The sequence below is a fragment of the Stutzerimonas nosocomialis genome, from assembly GCF_005876855.1.
Lineage (GTDB): Bacteria > Pseudomonadota > Gammaproteobacteria > Pseudomonadales > Pseudomonadaceae > Stutzerimonas > Stutzerimonas nosocomialis.
The window spans coordinates 15,636-37,931 of the sequence record NZ_QLAE01000020.1 but is presented as its reverse complement, the minus strand read 5'-3'; the positions used below and the strand labels follow the sequence as shown (position 1 = coordinate 37,931).

General features: G+C 67.7%; 22 protein-coding genes. 1 reads left to right on the top strand and 21 read right to left on the bottom strand.

Translation table 11 applies throughout. The features are described from left to right. The first annotated feature begins 105 nt into the window (after window positions 1–105). Window positions 106–798 carry a YetF domain-containing protein gene (locus DN824_RS13585; protein WP_138408938.1) on the top strand — a complete coding sequence of 231 codons (693 nt, stop codon included), beginning with the start codon at window positions 106–108 and terminating at the stop codon, window positions 796–798. A 72-nt stretch (window positions 799–870) separates the two neighbouring features. Here DN824_RS13585 and DN824_RS13580 read toward each other — a convergent pair whose 3' ends face one another. From DN824_RS13580 to cobN, 21 genes are all read right to left on the bottom strand, one after another. Beyond that, window positions 871–2,136: a hypothetical protein gene (locus DN824_RS13580; RefSeq protein WP_138408937.1), complete on the bottom strand. Its 1,266-nt coding sequence runs from the start codon at window positions 2,134–2,136 to the stop codon at window positions 871–873. A gap of 438 nt (window positions 2,137–2,574) precedes the next feature. Continuing rightward, entirely contained in the window at window positions 2,575–3,531 is a 957-nt protein-coding gene (locus DN824_RS13575) for a PDR/VanB family oxidoreductase (protein WP_138408936.1), read from the bottom strand. Window positions 3,532–3,541: 10 nt separating this feature from the next. Next, a complete protein-coding gene (locus DN824_RS13570; RefSeq protein WP_138408981.1) occupies window positions 3,542–3,970 on the bottom strand; it encodes a Rid family hydrolase in 429 nt (142 codons plus the stop codon). Window positions 3,971–3,972: 2 nt separating this feature from the next. Beyond that, a complete protein-coding gene (locus DN824_RS13565; RefSeq protein WP_138408935.1) occupies window positions 3,973–5,004 on the bottom strand; it encodes an aromatic ring-hydroxylating oxygenase subunit alpha in 1,032 nt (343 codons plus the stop codon). 10 nt (window positions 5,005–5,014) lie between these two features. Further along, a complete protein-coding gene (locus DN824_RS13560) occupies window positions 5,015–5,236 on the bottom strand; it encodes a recombinase-like helix-turn-helix domain-containing protein (protein WP_138408934.1) in 222 nt (73 codons plus the stop codon). 1 nt (window position 5,237) lies between these two features. After that, window positions 5,238–5,555, bottom strand: coding sequence for a hypothetical protein (locus DN824_RS13555; RefSeq protein ID WP_138408933.1), 318 nt, complete (start codon window positions 5,553–5,555; stop codon window positions 5,238–5,240). Continuing rightward, window positions 5,552–6,532, bottom strand: a complete 981-nt coding sequence (locus tag DN824_RS13550) for a VOC family protein (RefSeq protein WP_138408932.1) — start codon at window positions 6,530–6,532, stop codon at window positions 5,552–5,554. Before DN824_RS13550 ends, DN824_RS13555 begins: the two co-directional genes overlap by 4 nt. Further along, window positions 6,529–8,013, bottom strand: coding sequence for an aldehyde dehydrogenase (locus DN824_RS13545; RefSeq protein WP_138408931.1), 1,485 nt, complete (start codon window positions 8,011–8,013; stop codon window positions 6,529–6,531). Before DN824_RS13545 ends, DN824_RS13550 begins: the two co-directional genes overlap by 4 nt. Before the next feature lie 9 nt (window positions 8,014–8,022). Continuing rightward, window positions 8,023–8,826, bottom strand: coding sequence for an aspartate dehydrogenase (locus DN824_RS13540; protein WP_138408930.1), 804 nt, complete (start codon window positions 8,824–8,826; stop codon window positions 8,023–8,025). Between the two features lie 11 nt (window positions 8,827–8,837). Further along, window positions 8,838–10,505: a thiamine pyrophosphate-binding protein gene (locus DN824_RS13535; RefSeq protein WP_174236516.1), complete on the bottom strand. Its 1,668-nt coding sequence runs from the start codon at window positions 10,503–10,505 to the stop codon at window positions 8,838–8,840. A gap of 22 nt (window positions 10,506–10,527) precedes the next feature. Then, window positions 10,528–11,325 (bottom strand): SDR family oxidoreductase, encoded by a 798-nt coding sequence (locus tag DN824_RS13530; protein ID WP_138408928.1) that lies wholly within the window; start codon window positions 11,323–11,325, stop codon window positions 10,528–10,530. Window positions 11,326–11,327: 2 nt separating this feature from the next. Continuing rightward, window positions 11,328–12,149: an IclR family transcriptional regulator gene (locus DN824_RS13525; protein WP_138408927.1), complete on the bottom strand. Its 822-nt coding sequence runs from the start codon at window positions 12,147–12,149 to the stop codon at window positions 11,328–11,330. Beyond that, window positions 12,146–13,030: an alpha/beta fold hydrolase gene (locus DN824_RS13520; RefSeq protein WP_138408926.1), complete on the bottom strand. Its 885-nt coding sequence runs from the start codon at window positions 13,028–13,030 to the stop codon at window positions 12,146–12,148. Before DN824_RS13520 ends, DN824_RS13525 begins: the two co-directional genes overlap by 4 nt. Window positions 13,031–13,035: 5 nt before the next feature. Next, the gene (locus DN824_RS13515; protein ID WP_138408925.1) at window positions 13,036–13,572 is read right to left on the bottom strand and encodes a cupin domain-containing protein; all 537 of its coding nucleotides are present in this window, start codon (window positions 13,570–13,572) and stop codon (window positions 13,036–13,038) included. Window positions 13,573–13,586: 14 nt separating this feature from the next. Next, entirely contained in the window at window positions 13,587–14,342 is a 756-nt protein-coding gene (locus DN824_RS13510; protein ID WP_138408924.1) for an SDR family oxidoreductase, read from the bottom strand. 11 nt (window positions 14,343–14,353) lie between these two features. Next, window positions 14,354–15,130: an ABC transporter permease gene (locus DN824_RS13505; RefSeq protein ID WP_138408923.1), complete on the bottom strand. Its 777-nt coding sequence runs from the start codon at window positions 15,128–15,130 to the stop codon at window positions 14,354–14,356. A gap of 30 nt (window positions 15,131–15,160) precedes the next feature. Continuing rightward, window positions 15,161–16,168 (bottom strand): ABC transporter substrate-binding protein, encoded by a 1,008-nt coding sequence (locus DN824_RS13500; protein ID WP_138408922.1) that lies wholly within the window; start codon window positions 16,166–16,168, stop codon window positions 15,161–15,163. A 26-nt stretch (window positions 16,169–16,194) separates the two neighbouring features. Further along, window positions 16,195–17,046, bottom strand: a complete 852-nt coding sequence (locus DN824_RS13495; RefSeq protein WP_138408921.1) for an ABC transporter ATP-binding protein — start codon at window positions 17,044–17,046, stop codon at window positions 16,195–16,197. A 527-nt stretch (window positions 17,047–17,573) separates the two neighbouring features. Beyond that, a complete protein-coding gene (locus DN824_RS13490; RefSeq protein ID WP_138408920.1) occupies window positions 17,574–17,897 on the bottom strand; it encodes a DUF2149 domain-containing protein in 324 nt (107 codons plus the stop codon). Next, window positions 17,897–18,373: a MotA/TolQ/ExbB proton channel family protein gene (locus tag DN824_RS13485; protein ID WP_138408919.1), complete on the bottom strand. Its 477-nt coding sequence runs from the start codon at window positions 18,371–18,373 to the stop codon at window positions 17,897–17,899. Before DN824_RS13485 ends, DN824_RS13490 begins: the two co-directional genes overlap by 1 nt. Before the next feature lie 28 nt (window positions 18,374–18,401). Next, window positions 18,402–22,295: a cobaltochelatase subunit CobN gene (gene cobN, locus DN824_RS13480; RefSeq protein WP_138408918.1), complete on the bottom strand. Its 3,894-nt coding sequence runs from the start codon at window positions 22,293–22,295 to the stop codon at window positions 18,402–18,404. Window position 22,296 lies beyond the last annotated feature (1 nt).

The following is a 22,296-nucleotide window of genomic DNA, read 5'->3' as shown; positions in this document are numbered from 1 at the left end:
CTCCCTGACGTGCATCGACGCTCGAGGCGCTCGACCCTCGGCCGTCGCCGATCCTTCCGGCGCAACGGCGGGCAGGCAGCCCCCCCGACCCCGATGGAGCAGCGCATGACTCCCTTCGATTGGCAGCGCATGCTGCTCGACGAATTCCCCGTGCTCTTCCTCGGGGAGGTCGCGCTTCGCGCCTTCTTCGCTTTCGTCGTGGTGTTCCTGTTCCTGAAGGTGAGCGGTCGGCGGGGCATCCGCCAGCTGTCGCTGTTCGAGCTGGTGGTGATCCTGACGCTCGGTTCGGCCGCCGGCGACGTGTCGTTCTACGAGGACGTGCCGCTGCTGCCCATCGCGATGGTGTTCGCGACCCTGCTGCTGCTCTACCGCTTCACCGTCCTGGCCATGAGCCACAGCGTGCGGTTCTCCAACTGGATGGAAGGCAAGCCGGTGACCATCATCGAGGACGGGCTGTACGAGCTGGACAGCCTGAACCGCTACAAGATCTCGTCCGACGAGTTCTTCATGGAGCTGCGCCAGCAGGGCGTCGAACACCTCGGTCAGGTCCGCCTCGGCATTCTCGAAACCGACGGCGACGTCAGCCTCTACTTCAACCCGCCGGAGGCCACCAAACCGGGGCTGTCGGTGTTGCCGCCCGAGCACCGGCCGGTGTACGAGCGGGTGCCGGCCGGTGGCATCTATGCCTGTACCCGCTGCGGCCATACGCAGCTCCTGAACGACCGGCAGCAGGCGCATTGCCCCCGCTGCGAAAACGCCATCTGGTCGCTCGCCCTGAGTCACGGCCGCCTGCGCTGATCCTGCGGACGGCTGAACCGGGCGCCGACAAGACAGCTGCCCCGGGGCGGCTGGAAGGGAGCGAGCGCTCATCTAGAAGTAGTAGCCGATGTTGAGGTTGGTCCGGTAATACCAGTCGTTGCTGCCCGAGGAGGTGGTGGAGGTCCAGCCGGTTCCGTTCTCCGCGCCGCCGAAGGGGTTGGCGTTCTTGGCCCAGGTCAGGTCCAGCCAGGCGATGATCGGCAGGGCGAGGAACTGGATGCCGGCGGTGTACATCTGCGAGTCGGCCCAGCCGCTTTCGTCCTTGAACAGCCGGCTGTAGTCGTTGTAGAGCTTGATCTTCTTCAGCATGCCCAGGCCCGGGGTGGCGATGTCGTAGCCGACGTTGAGCGAGGCGATGGTGCCTTCGGCGGCGATCATGAAGGCCGGCGTCAGGCCGTTGCCGCCCATCAGGATCTGGTTGTCGGCCACCCCGGCCGGGTTCTTCGGATCGAATTCGTAGCGGATGCCCTGGGTCGTCAGGGTCCAGGGGCCGTGGTTGACGACCGCATGCAGGCCGGCGGCCCAGTAGTCCCCGTCGTCACGGGTGGTGGCGTTGTACAGCCGGGCGCCGGCCAGCGAGCCGCCGACCTCGGCCTTCCAGTCGTCGCCGGCGAAGGTGCGGGCCAGGCGCAGGTTGAGCTGGTCGCGCTTCTCGTTGTCCTGGCCGCCATGCACGGCGGCGATGGCGTTTTCATCCAGGTCCTTGTAGCGGCCCACTTCCGGCGAGTACCGGAGGCTCGACGGCAGCATGCGCGGGAAGTAGCCGGCCTGCAGGTCCCAGTCGGCGTCCTTGTAGTTGTACTTGATGCCCGCGCCGGCGCTCACGCCATAACCCAGGAAGAACGGGATGTGATAGCTCCAGCCGAACTGCGGATAGGGCTCCAGGCCGAACGGCTTGAAAGGGGCGCCGAGCTGGATGCTCGACTGGGGGCTCAGGTTGTAACCCATGTAGCCGCGGTCGATGGAGCGCTTGCCGTCGTCCTGGAACCAGTAGTTCACGTCGGCGAAGAAGGCCTGGTGCCTGGCCTTGAGGTCGACGCGGAAGGTGTCGAACAGGAAGCGCCCATTGTTCTCGGTGCTGTCCCAGTCCTCGTCGCGGTAGTTCATCCGCAGGGCGCCGCCGATATCCAGCGCCGTCGCGCCATCGTCGCTTTGCCAGGAAACGTGGGGAAAGGGCTTGCGCGGCCCGGCTGGCGGTGCCGCCGCCTGGGTCGCTGCGGGTTCGGAAACGGAAGCGGGCGCGGGCACGCCGGACGCCTGGGCGAGGGCCAGGGCGGGAACATTGGCCAGCGCGAGTGCAAGCAGAGTTCTTTTCATGTCAGCAGCCTCAAATAATTAACCAAGCAAATTTCAGCCAATAGAAAACCCGCCCCTCTTTTGAAGAAGTTCAAAAAATGAAGTGGGTTGAAGCCAGTCAAGGGGAATCTGGGCGCTTGGAATCGTCCATGCTTGTTTCATATATGGCTAAGCGTTTTTTGCATGAACCATGCCACGCTCCGCTTAGTGTTCAGGTTTCTTGTAAGTCCTTGTTTTTCAATGTGTTATATGGAAAACATGCTGACTTGTGCCAGGCATGGAACAGACCGGATTGAACATATGGAGCGCCGCACTGCATGGGTGCAGATAAGTAACGTCTGAGTTATCGCAGTGCGCGTTGTAACCTTTGGTCGCACCGGATGCATATATAAAAACGCCCGGCATGACCGGGCGTAATCATATGTAACGGCGTTGAACTGACTCCGGTCGAATCGATAACTAGGCGTCCAGTACCAGGCGGCTGCTGCGGCAGCCCGATACACAGACCATCATCGACTTGTTGGCCTGCCGTTCCGCCTTGCTCAGCACGCCGTCGCGGTGATCGGGCTCACCTTCGAGCACGCGGGTCTCGCAGGCACCGCAGACCCCTTCGCGGCAGCTGTTTTCGATGTCGCAGCCGGCGTTCAGCAGGGCTTCCAGCAGGTTGTCCCCCGGCCCGATCTCCAGCGTCTTGCCCGAGCGCTTGAGTTCGACGCTGTAGCTGCCCTGGGCGTCGGCCGCGGGCGGCAGCTCGGCGGCGGCGAAGCGCTCGATGTGCGCGTGCGGGTAGCCCAGCCGTTCGCAGGTCTGCTCGAAGGCATCGAGCATCGGCGTCGGTCCGCAGCAGTAGAAGTGCGTGTCGGCGGGCTTGCCGGCGAGGTAGTTCGCCAGGTCAGGCGAAACGCCTTTCTCATCGTCGAAGTGATAGACGACCTGGCCTTCGAGGCCTGAGATTTCCTCCAGCAGCGCCGCCTCGCGACGCGAGCGGGCGCAGTAGATCAGTTCGGCCGAGCGCCCGAGCGCCAGCAGCTGGCGGTACATGCAGTAGATCGGGGTGATGCCGATGCCGCCGGCGACCAGCACGCTGTGGCTGGCGGCGGTGTCCAGGTGGAAGTTGTTGCGCGGTTGGGAAATGGTCAGTTGCATCCCGACCCGCAGCTGGCTGTGGATGAATTCCGAGCCGCCACGGCTCTTGCGGTCGCGCAGGATGCCGACCACGTAACGTCCCCGATCGCTCGGCGAGTTGAGCAGCGAGTAGCTGCGCACCAGCCCGTTGGGCAGGTGCAGGTCGATGTGCGAGCCGGCTTCGAAGGGAGCGAACACGGTGTCGCCCCACGGCCGGAGTTCCACGCTGATGATGCCTTCCGCCTCGTAGCGCAGCGTGTGCACCAGGGCGGTCGTGGTCGCGGTAGACATGATGCTTGCCTCAGGCTGTAGCGCGCAGATCGACGTCCAGGCGGGCGCTGGCTTCGATCTCCACGCAGAGTTCGGGAAAGACCAGACCGCTGACCTCGACCAGGGTCGAGGTCGGCAGGGTCGTCTGGCCGGCAAAGAAATCGCGGCGGGCGCGACCCACCTCGTCCTTGTCGGCGATGCGGGTGAGGTACAGGGTCAGCCGGTAGATGTTGTGGATGCCGCCCCCGGCGGCCTCGACCAGCGCCTTGCACTTGTTCAGCACCACCAGGGTCTGGGTGTAGGCGTCCAGGGGTTCGCCCCGTTCCGTCGCCTGGCGGGTGGCGGGATGCCCGGTCATGCCGGACATCACCACCTCGTTGTCGATCAGCAGCGCGTTGGACCAGCTGGCGGTGGCCAGTTCGGCCACCGCGTCCGCGCGAACGCGGCGCACGGAGGTCAGGCTCACAGCTGCTTCGCCTCGATCAGTTCCAGCTGCTCGCGGGCCTTGCCCTTGAGGTAGCGGCGCAGGCGCACCAGGCCCAGGTCGTGCTGGTAGAGGTTCTCGCGGGCGTTGGCATCCGGTTCCATGTTTTCCAGCAGTACCCGGTCCTGCTCCAGCACCGCCCAGTGGCGGGCTTCCAGGCGATTCTTGTAGAGGAAGCGCCAGGTGTCGCGCTGCCAGCCGGTCAGCGGGCGGCAGCGCCAGTGGAAGACGGCGCACAGGGCCGGGCTGCTCGGGGTGTAGCTGCCGATGATGGTGAAGTTGCCGCCCGGGCCGCCGGTCTTCGGATAGGGGATTTCCAGGCGCAGCCAGTGGCAGCCGTTGTCGACGAATTCGGTCCAGTCGAAGTTGACCCCCCGCTGGCCTTCCTTCTCGAAGATGAAGCCGCTGTCGGTGTCGCGGGTGATGAACTTCGCGGTGCTCTCACCCTCGCTCATCGAATGCGACATCTTGTGCAGGTAGGTGCCGTGCATCGGGTCCATGACGTTGTCGATGACGTAGCGGTAGTCGCCCTTCCACTCGGTGTAGCAGAGGAAGCTGCTCCATTGCGGCGAGGTCAGCTGCTCGGGCAGCACCAGCTCCGGCGGCTCGGCCACGTGCGGCTCGGCGGCGTTGTAGAGAAAGATCGCGCCGGCCGCCTCGCGCACGTGGAACATCCGCGTCGGGCGGCTGCCTTCGAGCTTGCAGCCAGGGCTGCCGGGGACCTTGGTGACGGTGCCGTCGCAACGCACTTCGATGCCATGGTAGGGGCACTGCAGGCGGTCGCCGAGCACCGGGCCGAGCGACAGCGGGGCGCCGCGGTGCGGGCAGTGGTCTTCCAGCGCGTGGACGCTGCCGTCGTTGTCGCGCCAGAGGGCGATCTTGTAGCCCAGGCGGCGGATGGACACCGGCTTGTCCTCCAGCAGGGCGGAAGGCAGTACCGGGAACCAGAGGTTCTTCAGGCCGTTGGCGAGCAGCTGTTCGACCGGATCGATGTTGGCTTGCATGTTCATGTTCGGTTCCTCATTCGCCCAGCCGGGCCATCAGCGTCTTGAAGCTTTCCTCGTCCCACTCGCCGGTGTTCAGCGGGCAGGGCGGGCCGGCCAGGTTCAGGTGTGCCAGCAGGCTCGGCAGGTCGTGCTTGCCGGCAGCGTAGGCGCGCTCGATGGAGTCGCCGAGCAAGTCCTCGAAGGGCGTGCTGGGGCGGGTGCGGGCCTGATGGGTTTCGTTGTAGGGCAGGGTCATGTCATTGGCCTCCATTGCGGACCCGCTCGCGGATCATTTCGCGAACCGGGACGAAGTCGTAGGTGGGGTAGCATTCGGTGCGGAACACGCCCCAGGCGGAGCGCTCCAGTTCCACGTTGATCTTGGGTAGCAATGCCGGCGGCAGGCGCAGCGTCACGATCTGGCCCAGGCCCATGGCGACGGTCCAGGAGACGATCTCCACCCCCTCGACCGGAAAGCGGTTCCACCAGTCCATTCTTTTCATGTGGCCCTGGATGTCGTCGAGGTTCTTCGACTGATCGTGCCGGAGCAGCACCGTCAGCAGCATCGTCTCGCTCATGGCTTGCTCGGCGTCCTGGGTTTGTCGGTGAGGAACTTGCCCTGGGGCGCCTCCACGTGCCGCTGCCGGCGGGTCACGCCGTCGATGCCGCCGGCGATGGCCCATTCGGCGAAGACCGTCGGGCCGGGCTCGAACTCGCGCGGCTGCCATTCGGCGGTCAGGTGGTCCTCGTCCGCGTAGTACTCCACCAGCGCGCCGGCCGGATTCTTGAAGTACCAGAAGAACGCCGAGGACACCGGGTGGCGGCCCGGGCCGATCTCGGTGTCCCAGCCGCAGCGGGAGACGTGCATGCCGCCGCCGAACACCTCGTGGATGTCGCGCACGGTGAAGGCAACGTGGTTCAGGCCCGCGCGCGGCTCGGGCAGCTGGAGCATGAAGAGGTCGTGGTGGCCGCCTTCCTCTGCGGTGCGCATGAAGGCGCCGCGGTTCGGGTAGCGGTCCGAGGACTGGAAGCCGAAGCGGTCGTGGTAGAAGGCTTCGCAGGCGTTCACGTCCTTGACGAAGAACACCACATGGCCGACTTCCACCGGCGTGGCGCGCTCGTAGACCGGGCTCGGCTTGTTGATCCGGCCCTTGCTGTTCCAGGTGTTGTGGGCGCCGCATTCCTCCAGTTCGAGGTCGCACTTGCGGGTGACCTGGAAGCGGATCGCCAGGCCGTTGGGGTCGGTGCAGCCGACGCGGCCGTTGCCCTCGACGAAGCCCGGGTCCTGGGCGATTCGGCTGGCGTAGAGCGCCAGGTCCGCCTCGCTCTCGACGCCCCAGACCACCTCGCGGATGGTCGGGCCGGATTCGATCGCCGCCGGCAGGCCGGCCTTGTTCAGGTCGGCGACGATCACCCGGCAGCCGTTGAGGGTTTCGAAGATCGCCTCGTCGGGCTGCTCGCTGACCAGCGCCAGCCCCCAGTCCTTGAAGAAGGTGATGCAGCGGGGCAGGTCTTCGACCCCGTAGGTGATCTCGTCGATGCCAAGTACGCTCATTGCTTTGCTCCCGCCCAGGCGATGGGCTGTTCGTTCAGGCCCCAGTAGAGGGACTTCTGCTCCATGTACTGGAGAATGCCGAGACGTCCCTTCTCGCGCCCCAGGCCGCTGTCGCGCCAGCCGCCGAAGGGGGTGGAGATGGAGAACTGCTTGTAGGTGTTGATCCAGACGGTGCCGGCCTGGATGGCGCGGCCGAGCTTCCAGGCCTTCTGGAAGTCGCGGGTCCAGATGCCGGCGGCCAGCGCGTAGACGCTGTCGTTGGCCTGGTCGATCAGGTCGGCCTCGTCGTCGAAGGGCAGGGCCACCAGCACCGGGCCGAAGACTTCCTCCTGGCACAGGCGGGCCGTGTTGGGCAGCCCTTCCAGGATGGTCGGGCTGTAGAAGTGACCCTTGTCGAAGGTCGCGCCCTGCGGACGCTGGCCGCCGCAGAGCAGGCGGCCGCCTTCGGACAGGCCGATGTCCACGTAGCGCTCGACGCTCTCGCGGTGGGCGGCGGAAATCAGCGGGCCCATCTGCGTGGCCTCGTCGGCCGGGTCGCCGACGCGGATGCCCCGGGCACCTTCGACCAGGCGGTCCATGAAGGTGCCGTAGAGCGCGCGGGCGACGAACAGGCGGGAGCCGGCGATGCAGGATTCGCCCGAGCTGCTGAAGATGCCGTAGAGCACGCCGGCGATCGCGTGGTCGAGGTCGGCATCCTCCAGCACGATGGTCGGCGACTTGCCGCCCAGCTCCATCGACACCGGCATCATCTTGTCGGCGGCGATGCGCGCGATGTGCTTGCCGGTGCTGGTGCCGCCGGTGAAGGACACGCGCTTGACCAGCGGGTGACGGGTCAGCGCGTCGCCGATCAGCGAACCCTTGCCCGGCAGTACGCTGATCAGCCCGCGCGGTACGCCGGCTTCCTCGCAGATCCGCGCCAGCGCCAGGGCGGCCAGCGGCGTGATTTCCGCCGGCTTGACCACCACCGCGTTGCCGGCGGCCAGGGCCGGGGCCATCTTCTGCGCCTCGGAGGCGATCGGTGAATTCCAAGGGGTGATCGCGGCCACCACGCCCATGGGCTCGTAGACGCTCATGGTCATGAAGTCGCCGCGCGACGGGGTGATGGCTTCTTCGAGCGTCTCGCAGGCCGCGGCGAAGAACTGGAAGGTCCCGGCGGCGCTGGCCACCAGGTTGCGGGTTTCCTTGATCGGCTTGCCGTTGTCCAGGCGCTGCAGCTGGGCCAGCTCCTCGCTCCGCTCGCGGATCAGCTGGGCCACGCGGTAGAGCACCGTGGCCCGCTCGTGGGGCTTGCGCTGCGCCCAGCCGCTATGGACGAAGGCGTGCTGGGCGCCCTGGATCGCCTGCTCGACATCGTCGAGGCCGGCGGCATGCAGTTGCGTGACCACTTCGCCGGTCGCCGGGTAGGTGGTGGCGTAGAGTGCCCCGGAGCCCAGGCGCCATTGGCCGGCGATGCAGATGGGTTGGATGTCGTCGAGGTTCATGGGCGGGCCTCAGATGGAAATGGCATGGGCATGGTTGCCCAGGGCGCGGACCACGCTGTAGACGGTCAGCGCGGAAGTCTTCGGGTTGGCGGCCAGCGGCTTGCCACGCAGGGTCAGCTCGAAGCCGCCGAAGGCGCCGCGGGCTTCCACCTGGTGGACGTTCTCGCTGCTGTGCGGGTCGGCGATCAGCTGCACCTCGGTGCGGTCGAGGCCGAGCCCGGCCAGCGACAGGGTGGCGGCGACGTTGGCGTTCTTCGGATAGAGGAGCGCCGCCTCGCGGGCGCTGCCCTTGAAGATCACCGTCGCCTCAGCCAGGTTGTCCAGGTCGCAGGCCTGCTCGGCGGGCGTGCCCTTCCAGGCGCCGGCGGGTTTGCGGCCGGTGTAGAGCACCGACTCCAGCCCGCCGACCTTGGCCGCCGACAGCGCGTCGATGCCGCCGATGGCGCCGGGCAGCAGCTCGATCCGGGTGCCGCCCTCGCGTGCCGCCGCTTCCAGGCGTTCAGCCAGGCCGTACTCGGACAGCGCGCCGACCGAGACCACCAGGCACGGAATACCGCGCGCCAGGGCCGGCAGCACGTGCTGCTCGATGGCCCGGTGCCCGGCGCACTCGACCAGAAGGTCGGGGCGCGCGTCGGCCGGCAGCTCGGTCAGCACGGTCGGCGGATGCTCGAAGCTCGCCAGGCGCTGACGGATCAGCTCCTGCGATTCGGCGGGCACGACCACCGCGTCGACCCGCAGGTCCGGGTCCTTCTCCAGCAGTTCCAGCGCACCGATGCCGATGGCACCGCAGCCGATCATGGTGATGTTGAGCATGGTCTGGCTCCTCAGGCGCTGGCCTTCTGGGATCGGGTGGCGCTGTTCGGCGGTCCGGCGAACTGGGTGTTGAAGGGGCCGACGCTGAGCATGTCCACTTCCAGCAGGAAGGGGCCAGGCTGGCTCAGGGCGCTGTCCAGCGCGCCGGCGAAGTCCTTCAGGTCGCCCACCCGCGCATGGCGCAGGCCGAGGGATTCGGACAGCTTGGCATAGTCCGGGGTGGTCAGCTCCACGTAGCAGTGGCGGCTGCCGTACACCGCGTCCTGGATGTTCTTGATGACCCCGTAGCGCTGGTCGTTCATCAGCAGGATGACCATGTTGGCGCGCTCCTGGACCATGGTCGCCAGCTCGCCGAGGTTGAGGATGAAGCCGCCGTCGCCGACCAGAGTGAAGACCTTGCGCTCGGGCGCGGTTTGCGCCGCCGCGACCGCCGCGCCGATCCCCATCGCCAGGCCCTGGCCGATGCCGCCGCCCAGGGCGTGGATGCCGGAACGCGGGTGGAACAGGTTGAGCAGGCGGTTGCCCCAGATGCTGTTGGACAGGGTCACGTCGCGGACCCAGGAGAAGTTGCGCCCAGCCAGGGCCTGCAGCTGCTCGACCTGCACCGCGTAGGGCCCGAGTTCGTCGACCAGCTGGTCGCGGGCCTGCTGGCGCACCTCGCGCAACTCGGCGAGGTAGCCGGGCTCGACCCGCAGGCGCCCCTGCAGGCGATCGGCCAGGCCGTCCAGGGCCAGCGCCGCGTCGCCGCAGATGAACAGGTCGCTGTGGTAGCAGCGGCCTTCGATCGCCGGGTTGGCGTCGATCCGGTAGGTGGCCTCGGGCAGCTTGAGCGCGTATTTGAAGGTCTCGTTGCTGCGCAGCCGCGAACCGGCCACCAGCAGGGCGTCGCAGCTCTGGAAGAAGCGCTCGACGCGCTTGTTCTGCGAGAAGGCGCCGAGGCAGCGCGGATCGTCCTCGTTGACCACGCCGCGGCCCTGGGTCGAGGTGACCACGCCGACGCCCATGTCCATCAGGCGCTTGACCTGCGCGCCGGCGTGACGGGCGCCGCCGCCCAGCCAGAGCAGCGGGCGCCTGGCGCCGGCAAGGCGCTCGGCGACCCGGTCCAGGGCCTCGTCCGAGGGCACCGCGACGGGAATCGGCAGGGGCGCGAGGTCGGTCGGCATGGGGATGAAGCTTGACTGGATGTCGATCGGGATTTCCACGCTGACCGGACCGGTGGGCGCGGTCAGGGCCGTCTGCACGGCGAGTTTCAGGGTGCTGATCGCGGTCTCCGCGCTGCGCACGCGGAAGGCGGCCTTGGACACCGCCTTGAGCATGGTCAGCTGGTCGCGGGCCTCGTGGATGTAGGCCAGGTCCTGGTCCAGGTAGGGCGTCTCGATCTGCCCGGTCAGGTGCAGCAGCGGCGTGCCGGCGGTCTGCGCCTCGACCATCGCGCCGGCGGCGTTGCCCGCCGCGGTGCCGGTGGAGGTCAGGCAGACGCCGAGGCCGCCGACCGCGCGAGCATAGGCGTCGGCCATGTTGGTCGCACCGGCCTCGCCACGGGCCATCACGAAGCGGATGTTCTGGCGAATGCCGAACGCATCGAGGATCGGCATGTTGTGGATGGAAATGACGCCGAAGGCGGCCTTGACCCCACAGTGTTCGAGAAAGGCGGTGATCGCGGTGCCGACGGTGACCATCGGCTTCTCGTTGCGGACTTCTTCAGACATGACGGGACAAGCCTCCGGAAACATCGATATGGCTACCCGTGGTGTAGGCGGACAGCGGGGAAACGAGGAAGAACAGCGCGCGAGCCGCCTCGAGGGGCAGGCCCAGGCGCGCCAGGGGAATCTGTTTGCCGCGGGCGAGCCGGGCGGTCCATTGCGTCCAGTCGAGGTCGCGCTCCTCGCGGGCCTCGAAACGGCGCTGCCATTGGCCCGACTCGACCAGGCCGATGAGGATGCCGTTGACCCGGATGCCCTTGGGGGCGAACTCGACGGCCAGCGAGCGCACCAGGTTCTTCACCCCGGCGCGGGCGGCGGAAGTGGCCACCATGTGCGGCTCAGGCTGGCTGGCCAGCAGCGAGTTGGCGCAGGCGATGGCCGCGTCCGGCTGGCTTTCCAGCTGCGCCAGGAAGGCGCGCACCGGCCGGATGATGGAGAAGAACTTCAGGTTCAGCTCGTCCTGCCAGGCTTCGTCGCTGGTGGTGGCGAAGGTCGAGACGCGGCCCTGGCCGGCATTGCAGACCAGCATGCTGGCGGCGCCGAGTTTCGCCTGGCTGTCCGCGGCGAAGCGCTGCATCTGCCCGGCGTCGAGCACGTCGCAGCACTGCGTGTGCAGCGCGGCTTCGGGGAAGCGCTGGCGCAGGGCCGCTTCGGCGCTGGCCAGGCGATCGGCGTCGCGGCCACAGAAGGCCACCGCGGCGCCGGCCTCGAGCAGCAGCTCGACAGTGGCCAGGCCGATGCCGGACGAACCGCCGGTCACGACCGCGACCTTGCCGGAGAGGTTGTGCATGCTCATCTTCAGCCCCTCATCAGGGTCGCGGCCTGGGCGACGTTCGGGTTGTAGTTCAGCAGGCGCGACAGCTCTTCGGCGCTGTGGCGCACCTGGCGGACGAGCTCGTCGATGCGGTCGCCGCCGATGTGGGACGAGGGAATCGTCGCGCCGAGGGCGGCCACCACCTTGCCGCTGTGGTTGCGCACCGGCGCGGCGACGGTGGAGATGGTCGATTCGAAGAAGCCCTCGCCCATCACGTAGCCGCGCTGGCGATCGCTCTGCACCAGGTCGAACAGGTCCATCACGGTCTTGGGCGTGCAGGGCGAGTGGCTTTCCAGCACCTCTTCGGGGTACAGGTCGCGCAGGTCGGCCAGCGACAGGTCTTCGAGCAGGATGCGGCCGAGCACCGTGGCGTGGGCCGGCAGGCGGGTGCCGACATTCACCGCGCTGCTGAACACGGTGGGCGGCGAGACCTTGGCGACGTAGACGATCGAGCGGCCGTCGCGCACCACCAGGTTGCAGGGGTAGTGGATGGCGTTGCTCAGCTGCGTCAGCAGCGGCTGGCCGAGCTCGGTCAGTTCCAGCGAGGCGAGGTACTCGAAGCCCAGGCGCAGCACCGACATGCCCAGGCGGTACTCGTTGCCGCTGCGGGTGACGAAGCCCATGGTCTCCAGGGTGGTGAGCAGGCGGAAGATGGTCGAACGTGGCAGCTTCAGGCGTCGCGCCAGCTCCGGCGCGGTCAGGGTGCGGTTCTGTCGGCTGAACTCGCAGAGCAGCAACAGCCCGCGCTCCAGACCGGGAACGATGTATTTTTCTTGCGTCTCTTTGAGCGATTCGAGATCGGTCATGGACGTGTTCCTTCCAGTGAGGCCTTGAGGGCGGAGGCGATGCGTTCGGTCACCGCCTCGGGTTGTTCGATCGGGCTGGCATGACCGGCCCGGGGTATCAGGGAAAAGCGTGCATGCAGGTGGTCGGCGATCAGCTGGCACTCGCCCGGCTGGGTGATGCCGTCGTCCTCGCCGCAATGCACCTCGCAGGGCATCGTCAGGGGCGGGAAGCGCAGCAGGTCGTCCCCGCAGAGCAGCTCGACGGCCTGCCGGTAGCCGGCCGGGTTGAGCCGCGCCATGTTCCAGCGCACCCAGTCCAGCTGGCTGGCCGAGGCGCGCGTGGAGAGCAGGCGATGGCTGCGCTCCTCGGCCATCGCCTCGACCCCGTGCCGCTCCAGGTGGTCGAGCCGACCGGCACGCACCTGCTCGCCGATGGCCCGGCGCGCGGCGGCGCCGTAACCGCGCGCCGGGCTGATCAGCATCACCCGGGCGATGCGCGATGCCGCCTGGCCGGTGGCGCAGGCCAGCGCGGTCATCGCGCCCAGGGAATGGCCGACCAGCACGCAGCGCTCGATCTCGAGGGCTTCGAGCACATGCTCCAGGCGCCGGGCATAGGACTCGGCGCGCGGACGCGCCTCGGCCAGCGGCGAGGACCGGCCGTAACCCGGTGCGTCCCAGGCGATCACCCGGGCCTGTCCGGACAGTTGCCGGGCCACCTGCAACCAGGACGCCGCACCCGAGCCGATCCCGTGCAGCAGCACCACGGTCGGCCCCTGGCCGCACTCGCGCACGGCCGTGCGCGCTTCGGGAAACACCAGGTGGCGCAGGGGAAACGCCATGTCCAGCTGGTCCAGTAGCGGGCGTTCCACCGCAGGGATCGAAGAGACGGATGCGAGCGTCATGGCGATCAACCGCGCTTGATCTTCGCCAGCGGGGATTCCGGCGGATAGGTGGGGGTGATCGGCTTCTTGGCGCCGAGCATCACGCACATCAGCGCGTCCTCTTCGCCGATGTTGTGCTCTTCGCGGTAGACGCCCGGCGGCACCGAGATGATGTCGCGATCGGTGAGGATCGCCTCGAAGCGCTCGCCATCCTTCTCCATGATGACCTTCATCTTGCCGCGCAGGACGAAGAACACTTCTTCGACGTCGATGTGGATGTGCGACGGGCCGATGTTGCCGGCCGGGATGATCATGGTGGAGAAGGTGAAGTGTTCGGACGGGATGGTGTTGGTGTCCGCCGTCACGCCGGTGCCGCCGGTGCCGATGTAGCGCATCTGCGCGCGGCGGTATTTGGGGTCGTAGTCGGCCTGGAACTTCAGCGCGTCCCAGTCGTAGCGACGGGTCGAGAAGCGGGCGATGCGCGACTCGCACCATTCGGCGAAGCTGGCGCCCTCGGGACGGTCGTAGGACTTGGGGGCAGCCTGTTGATTGAGATCAGTCATGTCGGTTCTCCAGGTCAAGGCATGACGAACCCGCCGTTTACCGGCAGGGTCTGTCCAGTGATGAAGCGGGAAAGGTCGGAGAGGGCGAACAGCACCGCGCCGTTCACGTCCTCGGGAAGTTGCGCGCGCCGGATCGCCCGGTGCTGCTTGTAGTGCTGGTGGCGGGCCTCGGGTACGTAGGCGGTGGCTTCCACTTCCACCAGACCGGGCGCGATGGCATTGACGGTGACGCCGTCGTCGCCGACCTCGCGGGCGATCGAGCGGGTCATGGCGATGACCGCGCCCTTGCTGGCCACGTAGGCCAGCAGGTTCGGCGCGCCCCACAGCGGCGTGTCGGACGCCAGGTTGACCACCGCGCCGCGACCGCTGGCGCGCAGGGCCGGCAGGCAGGCCCGGGTCATCAGCCAGGTGCCGCGCACGTTCACCTGCAGGACCCGGTCGAACATCTCGATCTCCAGCTCGTCCAGGCCCTTGCCGCCGGAATTGGTGATCGAGGCGTTGTTGACCAGCCCGTCCAGCCCGCCGAGCAGTTCGACGGTCCGGGCGGCGCACGCCTCGACCGAGGCCGGGTCGGCCAGGTCCAGCCGCAGCGCCTGCACGTCGAGGTCGCGTTGGCGCAGGTTCTGCGCCGCCGCCTCGAGCGGTTCGGCGAGGATGTCGGCGATGACCACCCGGGCGCCGGCGCCGGCGATCGCCTCGGCGAAGGCCAGGCCCAGCCCGCGGGCGCCGCCGGTGACCAGTACGCGGCGACCATTGAGAAGGTTGTGCATGATCGGCTCCCTCACACCGTGCTCAGGTTGGCTTTGGGCAGGTAGTGCAGGACGCGCTTCTCCGCCCAGACCACCGCCGCGTAGGCCAGCACGCCGATCAGGGTCAGCATGACGATGGCGACGAACACGCCGGCGGTGTTGCCCTGGCCCTCGGAGTTCACCAGCAGGAAGCCGAGGCCCTTGTTGCCGCCGACCAGCTCGCCCACGGTCACGCCGATCACCGCCAGGGTGGAGGCAATGCGCAACCCGGAGAACAGCGCGGCCATGGCCGAGGGGAACTCCACCAGGCGGAAGATCTGCCAGCGGTTGGCGTTCATCGCGCGGACCAGGTTGACCATGTCCGGATCGACGGTGCGGATCGCCGAGAGCACGTTGATCATCACCGGGAAGAACACGATCAGGATCGCGATGAGAATCTTCGGGTAGATGGTGTAGCCCAGCCACATCACGAACAGCGGGGCGAAGGCCACCTTCGGCGCGATCTGCAGCGCGAGGATGTAGGGCGAGAGAATGGCCTCGGCATTCGGCGAGAGGCCGAGGCTGACGCCGATGAGGATGCCCAGCAGTGCCCCCAGGGCGAAGCCCACGATGATTTCGAACGCGGTGATCAGGGTGTGCTCCAGCAGGTTGCTGTGCTGCCACATCGCGCCGAACTCGGCGATCACGCGGGTCAGGTTGGGCATGACGAATTCGGGCATGCCCATGAGGCCCGGGCCCCATTGCCAGAGTGCGAGGAACACGGCCAGCAGGATCAGGCTGCCAGCCACCGGGTTGTTGAGGCTTTTCATCGACGACGTACCTTTCGAACGGCGGGAGCGTTATTTCGTGGCGACCTGGGCCGCCTCCACGAACTGGTTGGTGTAGAGCTCGTCCAGGGGCGTCTCGCGAGTGACGATGCCCTCGCTGACGTAGAACTGGCGGACGCTTTCCAGGCGCTGCGGATCGATTTTTCCGGGCGTGGCCTGGTCGGCGTAGACGTGTTCGCGGTAGAGGCTGAAGATCTTCTCCAGGCTCGCTTCCTTGCCCTTGTAGGAGGGCACGGCCTCGGCGAAGGTGACGGCCGCAGCCGCGGGGTCCTGCATGATGTCGCGCATGCCGCGCAGGGTGGCCTGGACCACGCCGCCGACCACCTCGGGCTGGCTCTCGATCGCCTTGTCCGAGGCGAGGATCGCCTGGGCCATGCTCTCGAAGATCTCCGTCTGCGGGATCAGGCGGACGTTCACGCCGGCTTCCTCGGCGCTCACCACCCAGTCCGGCACGCCGGCCATGGCCACGGCTTTCTTGGCCGAGAACAGCTGCCAGACGCCGGCGGGCCCGGCGGCCTGCACGTTGACGTCGTTGGCCGAGAGACCGGCCTTCTTCAGCGAGGCGAGCAGCGCGTAGTAGGTGGTGTCCGAGTAGGACATCACGGTCATGGTCTTGCCCTTGAGCGCGGCGATGGAGTCGATCTTCTGGTCGGCATCGGTGGCGACCATGGTCACGCCGCCGGCGCCGAGCACCGCCACGGCCTTGACCGGGACGCCGTTGGCGCGCACCACGATGGGGGTGTCACCGAGGGCGCCGCCGACCAGGGCGTTGCCCGCACCGATCTGCTTGGCCACGTCGACGCCGCCCTTGCCGGCGACGAAGGTCACCTGCAGGCCTTTCTCGCCGTAGTAGCCCTTGTGCTGGGCAATGATCCAGGGCGCGAAGGCCGGGGAGTTCGGCGGGGCCGGCAGCAGGTAGGTGATCTTCTTCAGATCGGCCGCCTGGGCGCCCAGGGCGGTACTCAGGGCCACGGCCAGAAGGGCGTGCTTGCCCACACGTGCAGCGAAATTCTTGCTCATGCTCGTCTCCGAAAAGGGATGCGTGTTCAGTGCAGATCCGTGCTCTCGCCAACCTTGAGCAGCTCCATCAGGCGCCCGGCCAGGGGGCCGATCTCCGGAAGCTTGCGGCGTTCGAGCGGGTTCTCGCGTAGCGGCAGATTCACTTTGATTTCTTCGATGAGCGTCCCGGGGCGGGCGCTCATGACCAGGATGCGATCGGACATGGCGATCGCCTCGACGAGGTCATGGGTGATGAACAGCGCGGTCTTCTGCTGTTCGTGAAGCATCAGGGCCAGGTCCTGCTGCAGGATCATCTTGGTCTGCGCATCGAGCGCCGAGAACGGCTCGTCGAGGAACAGCACCTGCGGGTCGATGGCCAGGGTGCGAGCCAGCGCGGCGCGCTGGCGCATCCCGCCGGAGAGCTGGAAGGGGTAGTGGTCGCCGAAGCCTTCCAGATGGCACTTGACCAGCAACGCGTTGGCGACTTCGGCGCGACGCGCGCTCGGCACGCCTTCGATCTCCAGGCCCAGTTCGATGTTGCGGCGAATGGTCCGCCAGGGCATCAGCAGGTCCTTCTGCAGCATGAAGGCGACCTTGCGCACCGGCCCGCTGACCTTCTCGCCGGAGATGAACACCTCGCCTGCGCTCGGCATGTAGAGACCCGAGCCCATGTTGAGCATGGTGCTCTTGCCGCAGCCGGACGGGCCGATGATCGACACCACTTCGCCGCGCCGAATGCTGAAATTCACCTCTTGAACCACGGGCATCGCGTCCGGGCTGCCCTTCTTGGGAAAGGACTTTGCGACGCCACGAAATTCGATCTCGACGGGGGCGGACGTCGTGCGGCTGGTCACGGAAGCCGGTGAGGTGCGGTACGCCTGGAGTTCGGAAATGGCCATGAATAGTCTCTGGTTCGTTTCATATACGGTACGTTGTCTTAAGCATGAACAATGCCAGTGAACGGCCGATTTGGGCCTTAAATAAAAATCGTTGCAGATCAGTGACTTATTTATTTCACAGACGAAACGCGTGATTCGTTTCACAGAAGAGACGGTTCGGCAGGGAAGCGGGGCGGGTCGTGCACCCATGCGGTACCTATCAACACCGTCACGCCACAACTTCGTGCACGAAGCGTTACGCTCGGTAGCGGGCACAGGTGACAGGCCCGCAGGGTCGCGGGATTGCGGGCGTTACCCGCAGGTTCGTCGGCTCGGCAGCCCAAAGGCCGCCGATGGCGGCATCCCTGAAGGCGCGGTGGCGCGGGGCCGGAAGGAGAATGGGCGGGCGAGCGGCGCCCATCCGGCATCGGGGCGGGCCTGCCTGAGGCCCTTCCTTATATAGAGGTGAAAGCGCGGGAGTGACGAGTGCATGCGCTGGTTCGGCCGGAGCGTCGAGCCGCGGCCGACCGACTCGCAGCGCGGCCGCGTCACGGGGTGGGCGTCACCCCTTCGGGGACATAGATCATGCGCCCGTCGTTCAGGCGGTAGGTGATGCCCGCCTTGGCACCCTGGCCCTCGCCGATCTCACCGCTGGACTCATACTGGGTGAGTTCCTGGCCTTCCTTGATGAGCATCCGCATGTTCGCCTCGCCCGGGTTCTCGATCACCACCACGCGATCCTGGCTGAAGGGGTTGAGCGGGTTCTGCACGATGACGATCAGCAGAATGCCGATCACCACCAGGAACAGGTCGATCAGGTTGACCACCGAAAGGAGCGGATCATCGTCGTCGTCATGGTCGAGAAAGCGCATCAGAGCACCGCTCCGGCGCGTTCGATCGCCCGCAGTTCCTGCAGCAGCCAGCGGCGCCGCACGGTGAGGACGAAGAAGGTGATGCTCGAGGCGATGAGCGCGAGGATCACCGAGGAAAAGGCGACCACCAGATTCTCGCCGATGCCTTTCGCGTCGCTCTGGGTCAATGCCAGCAGCGCCGGGCCCATGGGGATCATGGTGGCGACCAGGCCGAGCATCGGCGCGCTGCGGGAGGTCACGCGCAACCATTCCAGGCGTTGCATGATCCAGAGTTCGAGGTCGTCGCTGGTGCCGCCGCTGGCCGCCTGGTGGGCCGCGAGCACGGAGCGGTAACGCCCGCTGCGGCGCTGCCAGGCTTCCATGGCGAAGCTGCCCAGGGCGAGGAAGGCATAGGCCAGCGCCGCCAGGATCAGCAGCAGGACGGGCACGAGGAAGATGCGGGTGAGTTCGTAAAGGCTGGTTTCAAGTGCGTTCATGGGGCTCGGTTCGCTTGTTCGGATTCATTCATTCGTTCAGGGGGCCCGGCACGCGCCGGTTGGCATGGAGCTGGCGCAGGGCGCCGGCCAGCAGGCAGGCCACCAGGACCGCGAGGCCGAGCAGAAGCCGCCAGGGGCTCGGCGCCTCCTCTGGCTCGTCGACCACCGGCTCCATCACCTGGCCGCGTACCGTCTCGGCCGTGGCGGTGCCGTTTTCGGGGGAAGAGGGCGTGTCGGCGTTCGGGGGCGTGCCCGGCGCAAGGCCGTAGCCGGTGGCCATCCCTTCGATGAATTCGCGGGTGACCGGCTCGCCGCCATCGGCGCCGTGCTCGCGGATGAGCGCCTGCCAGCGTTCAGCCAGTTCGCGGCGGGTCTCGTCCGATGCGTCCCAGTAGCCCTTGCGGATCGCCTCGGCCATGCGTTCGATCAGCTGCGCCTGGGCCGTGGGGTTGTGCGCCTCGAACCATTCATCGAGGCCGAGCTCGCGCCGGTCCATCACGAAGGTGTCGTGCAGGGCCTGCCACTGATCGGCGCGGACCATGCTGCGATCGGCGGCCTGCCAGCCCCAGAGGTTGTTCGCGACGTCCAGCACCTGCAGCGTTCCGGCGTAGCCCTCCTGCTGCATCGCCGCGATCCACTGCGGGTTGAGGTAACGGCTGCGCAGCTCGCCGGCGAGGTAGCTGGCGGCGCCTTCGGTTCGGGGTTCGGCCTTGCGCAGGTCGGAGATGTAGAGCGACGGGCTCGCGCCATCGAGGTGGCGAACCGCGAGCGACAGCCCGCCGAGAAACTCGAACGGATGGTCCGTCGACAGCACGCCGTTGAGCTCGCTGGAGCGGGCCATGACGGCGGCCTGGACGCCCTTGAGCTGCTCGGCGAACAGGTTCTGCCCCGCGATCTTCTCGCCCCAGCTGCCGCTGCCGTATCCGTATTGCAGGCGCGACAGGAACTGCTCGGCCAGCGCCGACTCGTTCTCCCAGCGCGTCGAGTCCAGGGTCAGCTGGGACACGCCGGTGCCGTAATCGCCGGGCTCGTTGCCGAATATCCGCAGCTGCGAGAGGCGCTCGGCGCGGGCGTCGTCGATGCCCTGATCCTGTAGCCGCCGGGCCACGGCGCGGCTGTTCGCGGCCAGCGCATTGCCCGGTTCGTCGAGCACCGCCAGGCGTTCCACGACATCGGCCAGCAGGCGCATGAAGCCGTCGAACTGGTCGCGGTAGACGCTGGTGACCTGGACCACGACGTCGATCCGGGCCCTGCCGAGCTCGGCCGCCGGGACGATCTCCAGGGTACGCACCCGTCCTCCCTCGTCCCAGACCGGCCGCACGCCCAGCGCATGCAGGACCTGGCTTTCGAGGATGCCGAGGTGACGCATGGCTTCGGAGGACCACAGGCTGAACGCGAGCTTTTCCGGCTGCGCGCCGTCGTGTTCGTCGCGGTAGCGGGCGATCAGCTGTTCCAGCGCCTTGCCGCCTGCCTCGTAGGCCGCGCGGGTCGGCAGCTTGTCCGCCTCGAAGGCGTAGAGATTGCGGCCGCTGGGCACCTCCGGATTGCGTACCGGATCGCCGCCGGGACCGGGCGCGACGAAGCCGCCGGCCAGCCCCGCCAGCAGGGCTTCCATTTCGCCCGGGTCGGCGAGCCGTGCATCGAGCACGCGGGCCCGTTCGATCTGCTCGCGCAGCCGGGCATCGGTGATCGACGCCGGGTCTTCCCCGTCGCGCACGTAGCGCTGCAGGGTACGGTAGGGAAGGCTCGCCTGCAGTCCGGCGAGATCCTCGGCCAGGGGTTCGTCGTCACTGATTCCCAACGCCTCGCGGAAGGGCTCGCCCAGTTGCTGCAGCACCGTGGCCAGGCGGTGCTCGGGCGAAGCCGGTTCGCCGAAGGTATGCAGGCCGAGCGGCAGATTGGCCTCGGCCATGGCGTGAAGGTGGTCGTGCAACGCCTGCAGGAAGGCTTCGGGTTCGGCCCGCATCCGTGCCTCGTCCCAGCCCAGGTCGCCGGTCAGCCCGCTCTGCAGGGACGCCTGGCGGATGCTAGCGGCCGTCTTCTCCCGCACCGCCCCTTCATCGAGCTGCTGGTATTCGTGGATGAGCGCATGCAGGTCGCGCAGCTCGTCATACAGCCCGGCGGGGGCGAAGGGGGGCGTCTGGTGGCTGATGATGACGGCACGGCCACGGCGGCGCGCCTGGATGGCCTCGCCGATGTTGTCCTGAATGTAGGGGTAGAACACCGGCAGGTCGCCCAGCGCCAGGAAGGGGTAATCGCTCGCGGCCAGGCCGCGGTCCTTGCCCGGCAGCCATTCCTGGGTGCCGTGGGTGCCGAAATGGATGAGCGCGTCGGCTTCGAAGCCTTCGCGCACCGCCTGATAGGCCGCCAGGTAGAGGTGATCCGGCGGGATCTTGCTGTCGTGATAGGCCTCGCCGGGGCGGCCGGCGCGTGGCGGTTGCGGCAGCAGCAACAGCTTGCCCAGGCGCGCGGCCGGGATGACGAACCGGGCCTGCCCATCGACCTTGCGCAAGGCCCAATGGTCGGCCGGCTCGCCCCAGCGCTGGAGCAGGGCCTGGCGGCTCGGGTCGGGCAACTGGTCCAGCCAGCGCTGGTAGTCCGCCAGGGGCAGGGTCACCGCCAGGCCGTCTTCGAGCAGGCCGTCGAGCGATTCGGGCCGGTAGTAGCCGCCCAGCAGGCGCTGCGCGGTCTCGATCAGCTCCGCCTCATCCGTCTTCGGTACGTCATGGCCGGCCTGCTGCAGCGCCACCGTGAGATGGGCGAGGCTGCGCGGCACGTTGAGGTTGGAGGCGGCGAGGTTCCTCTCGCCGTCCGGGTGGTTCCAGAACATCAGTGCCAAGTGCTTGTCGGCAGGGGCGAGCCGACGCAGCCGGGCGAGGCGGGCGACCTTGTGCAGCAACGCGTCCACCTGTTCCGGAATCGGCATGGGCTCGCCGTCTTCCACCGCTGCGATCACCAGTGGATCGGTCATGCCCCAACTTTCCGGCACCGTCAGCAGCGTCGCGGTGGTGCGTGGAGACACACCGCTGGGGGACGCCAGCCATTGTGCCCGGTCGCCTTCGCGGAAGGTCAGCGTCGACAGCACGGGGATGTTCAGCGCGAGAAATTCCGCCTGGCGCGCCGGGCCGTTCTGCATGTGCTGGAGGTTGACCAGCACCTCGCTGCGCGCGGGCGCGAGGACTCTGGCCAGTGCGTCGGGCGCCCGGTCGTCCATCCAGAACGCCAGGGGCGCCAGCCCCAGGGCTTCGCTGCGCGCGATCAGTGCGTCGATCAGCCGGAGCTGGTCGTCGACGAGGGCGCCCCGGTGAATGGCGAACGCCACCCGGGGTGCCTCCGGCGTCCAGCGTCCGGCGGCCCAGGCCAGATAACCGTCGAGGTCGTCGAAGGGCTGCGCCGCCGCCGGATGGTAGAAGCCGACCTTGCCGAGCGCGGTGGGCAGGGGAATCGCCTCGGTGGAGGTGCCGTCGTGCCAGGCCCGCAGGTAGGCGAACAGAGGGCGCAGGTTGCGTTCGCCACCGTTGGCGTAATAGGCGATCAGGCGCCTGGCCACGGGCTCGGGCAGTTGGCCGAAGGCCGGCGGGCCGCCTCCGATCCGAATCCATGGCGTGTTCCCCGTCGCGATCGATTCACCGAAGGCCTGCTGCACGGCGGCGAGGTCGGCAGGGCGCGGCGTATCGAGGATGAACAGGCTGGGGGGCGGCGCGTCCCGGTGCGCTTCGGGCAGGGCGCCCCGGGTGGCCGAGAGCGTGACGCCGGATTCTGCCGCCCAGGTCGCCAGGCGGTCGAACTTGCCCTGCAGGACGAAGTCGGTGGTCAGCACCTGCACATGCAGCGCGTCCTGGGCAGGCGAATCGCCGGAGGCGCTCGTTCCCCAGCCGGCCAGCGCCAGGAGCGCCAGGCCGGTCCGAATCAGGTTGCGCATG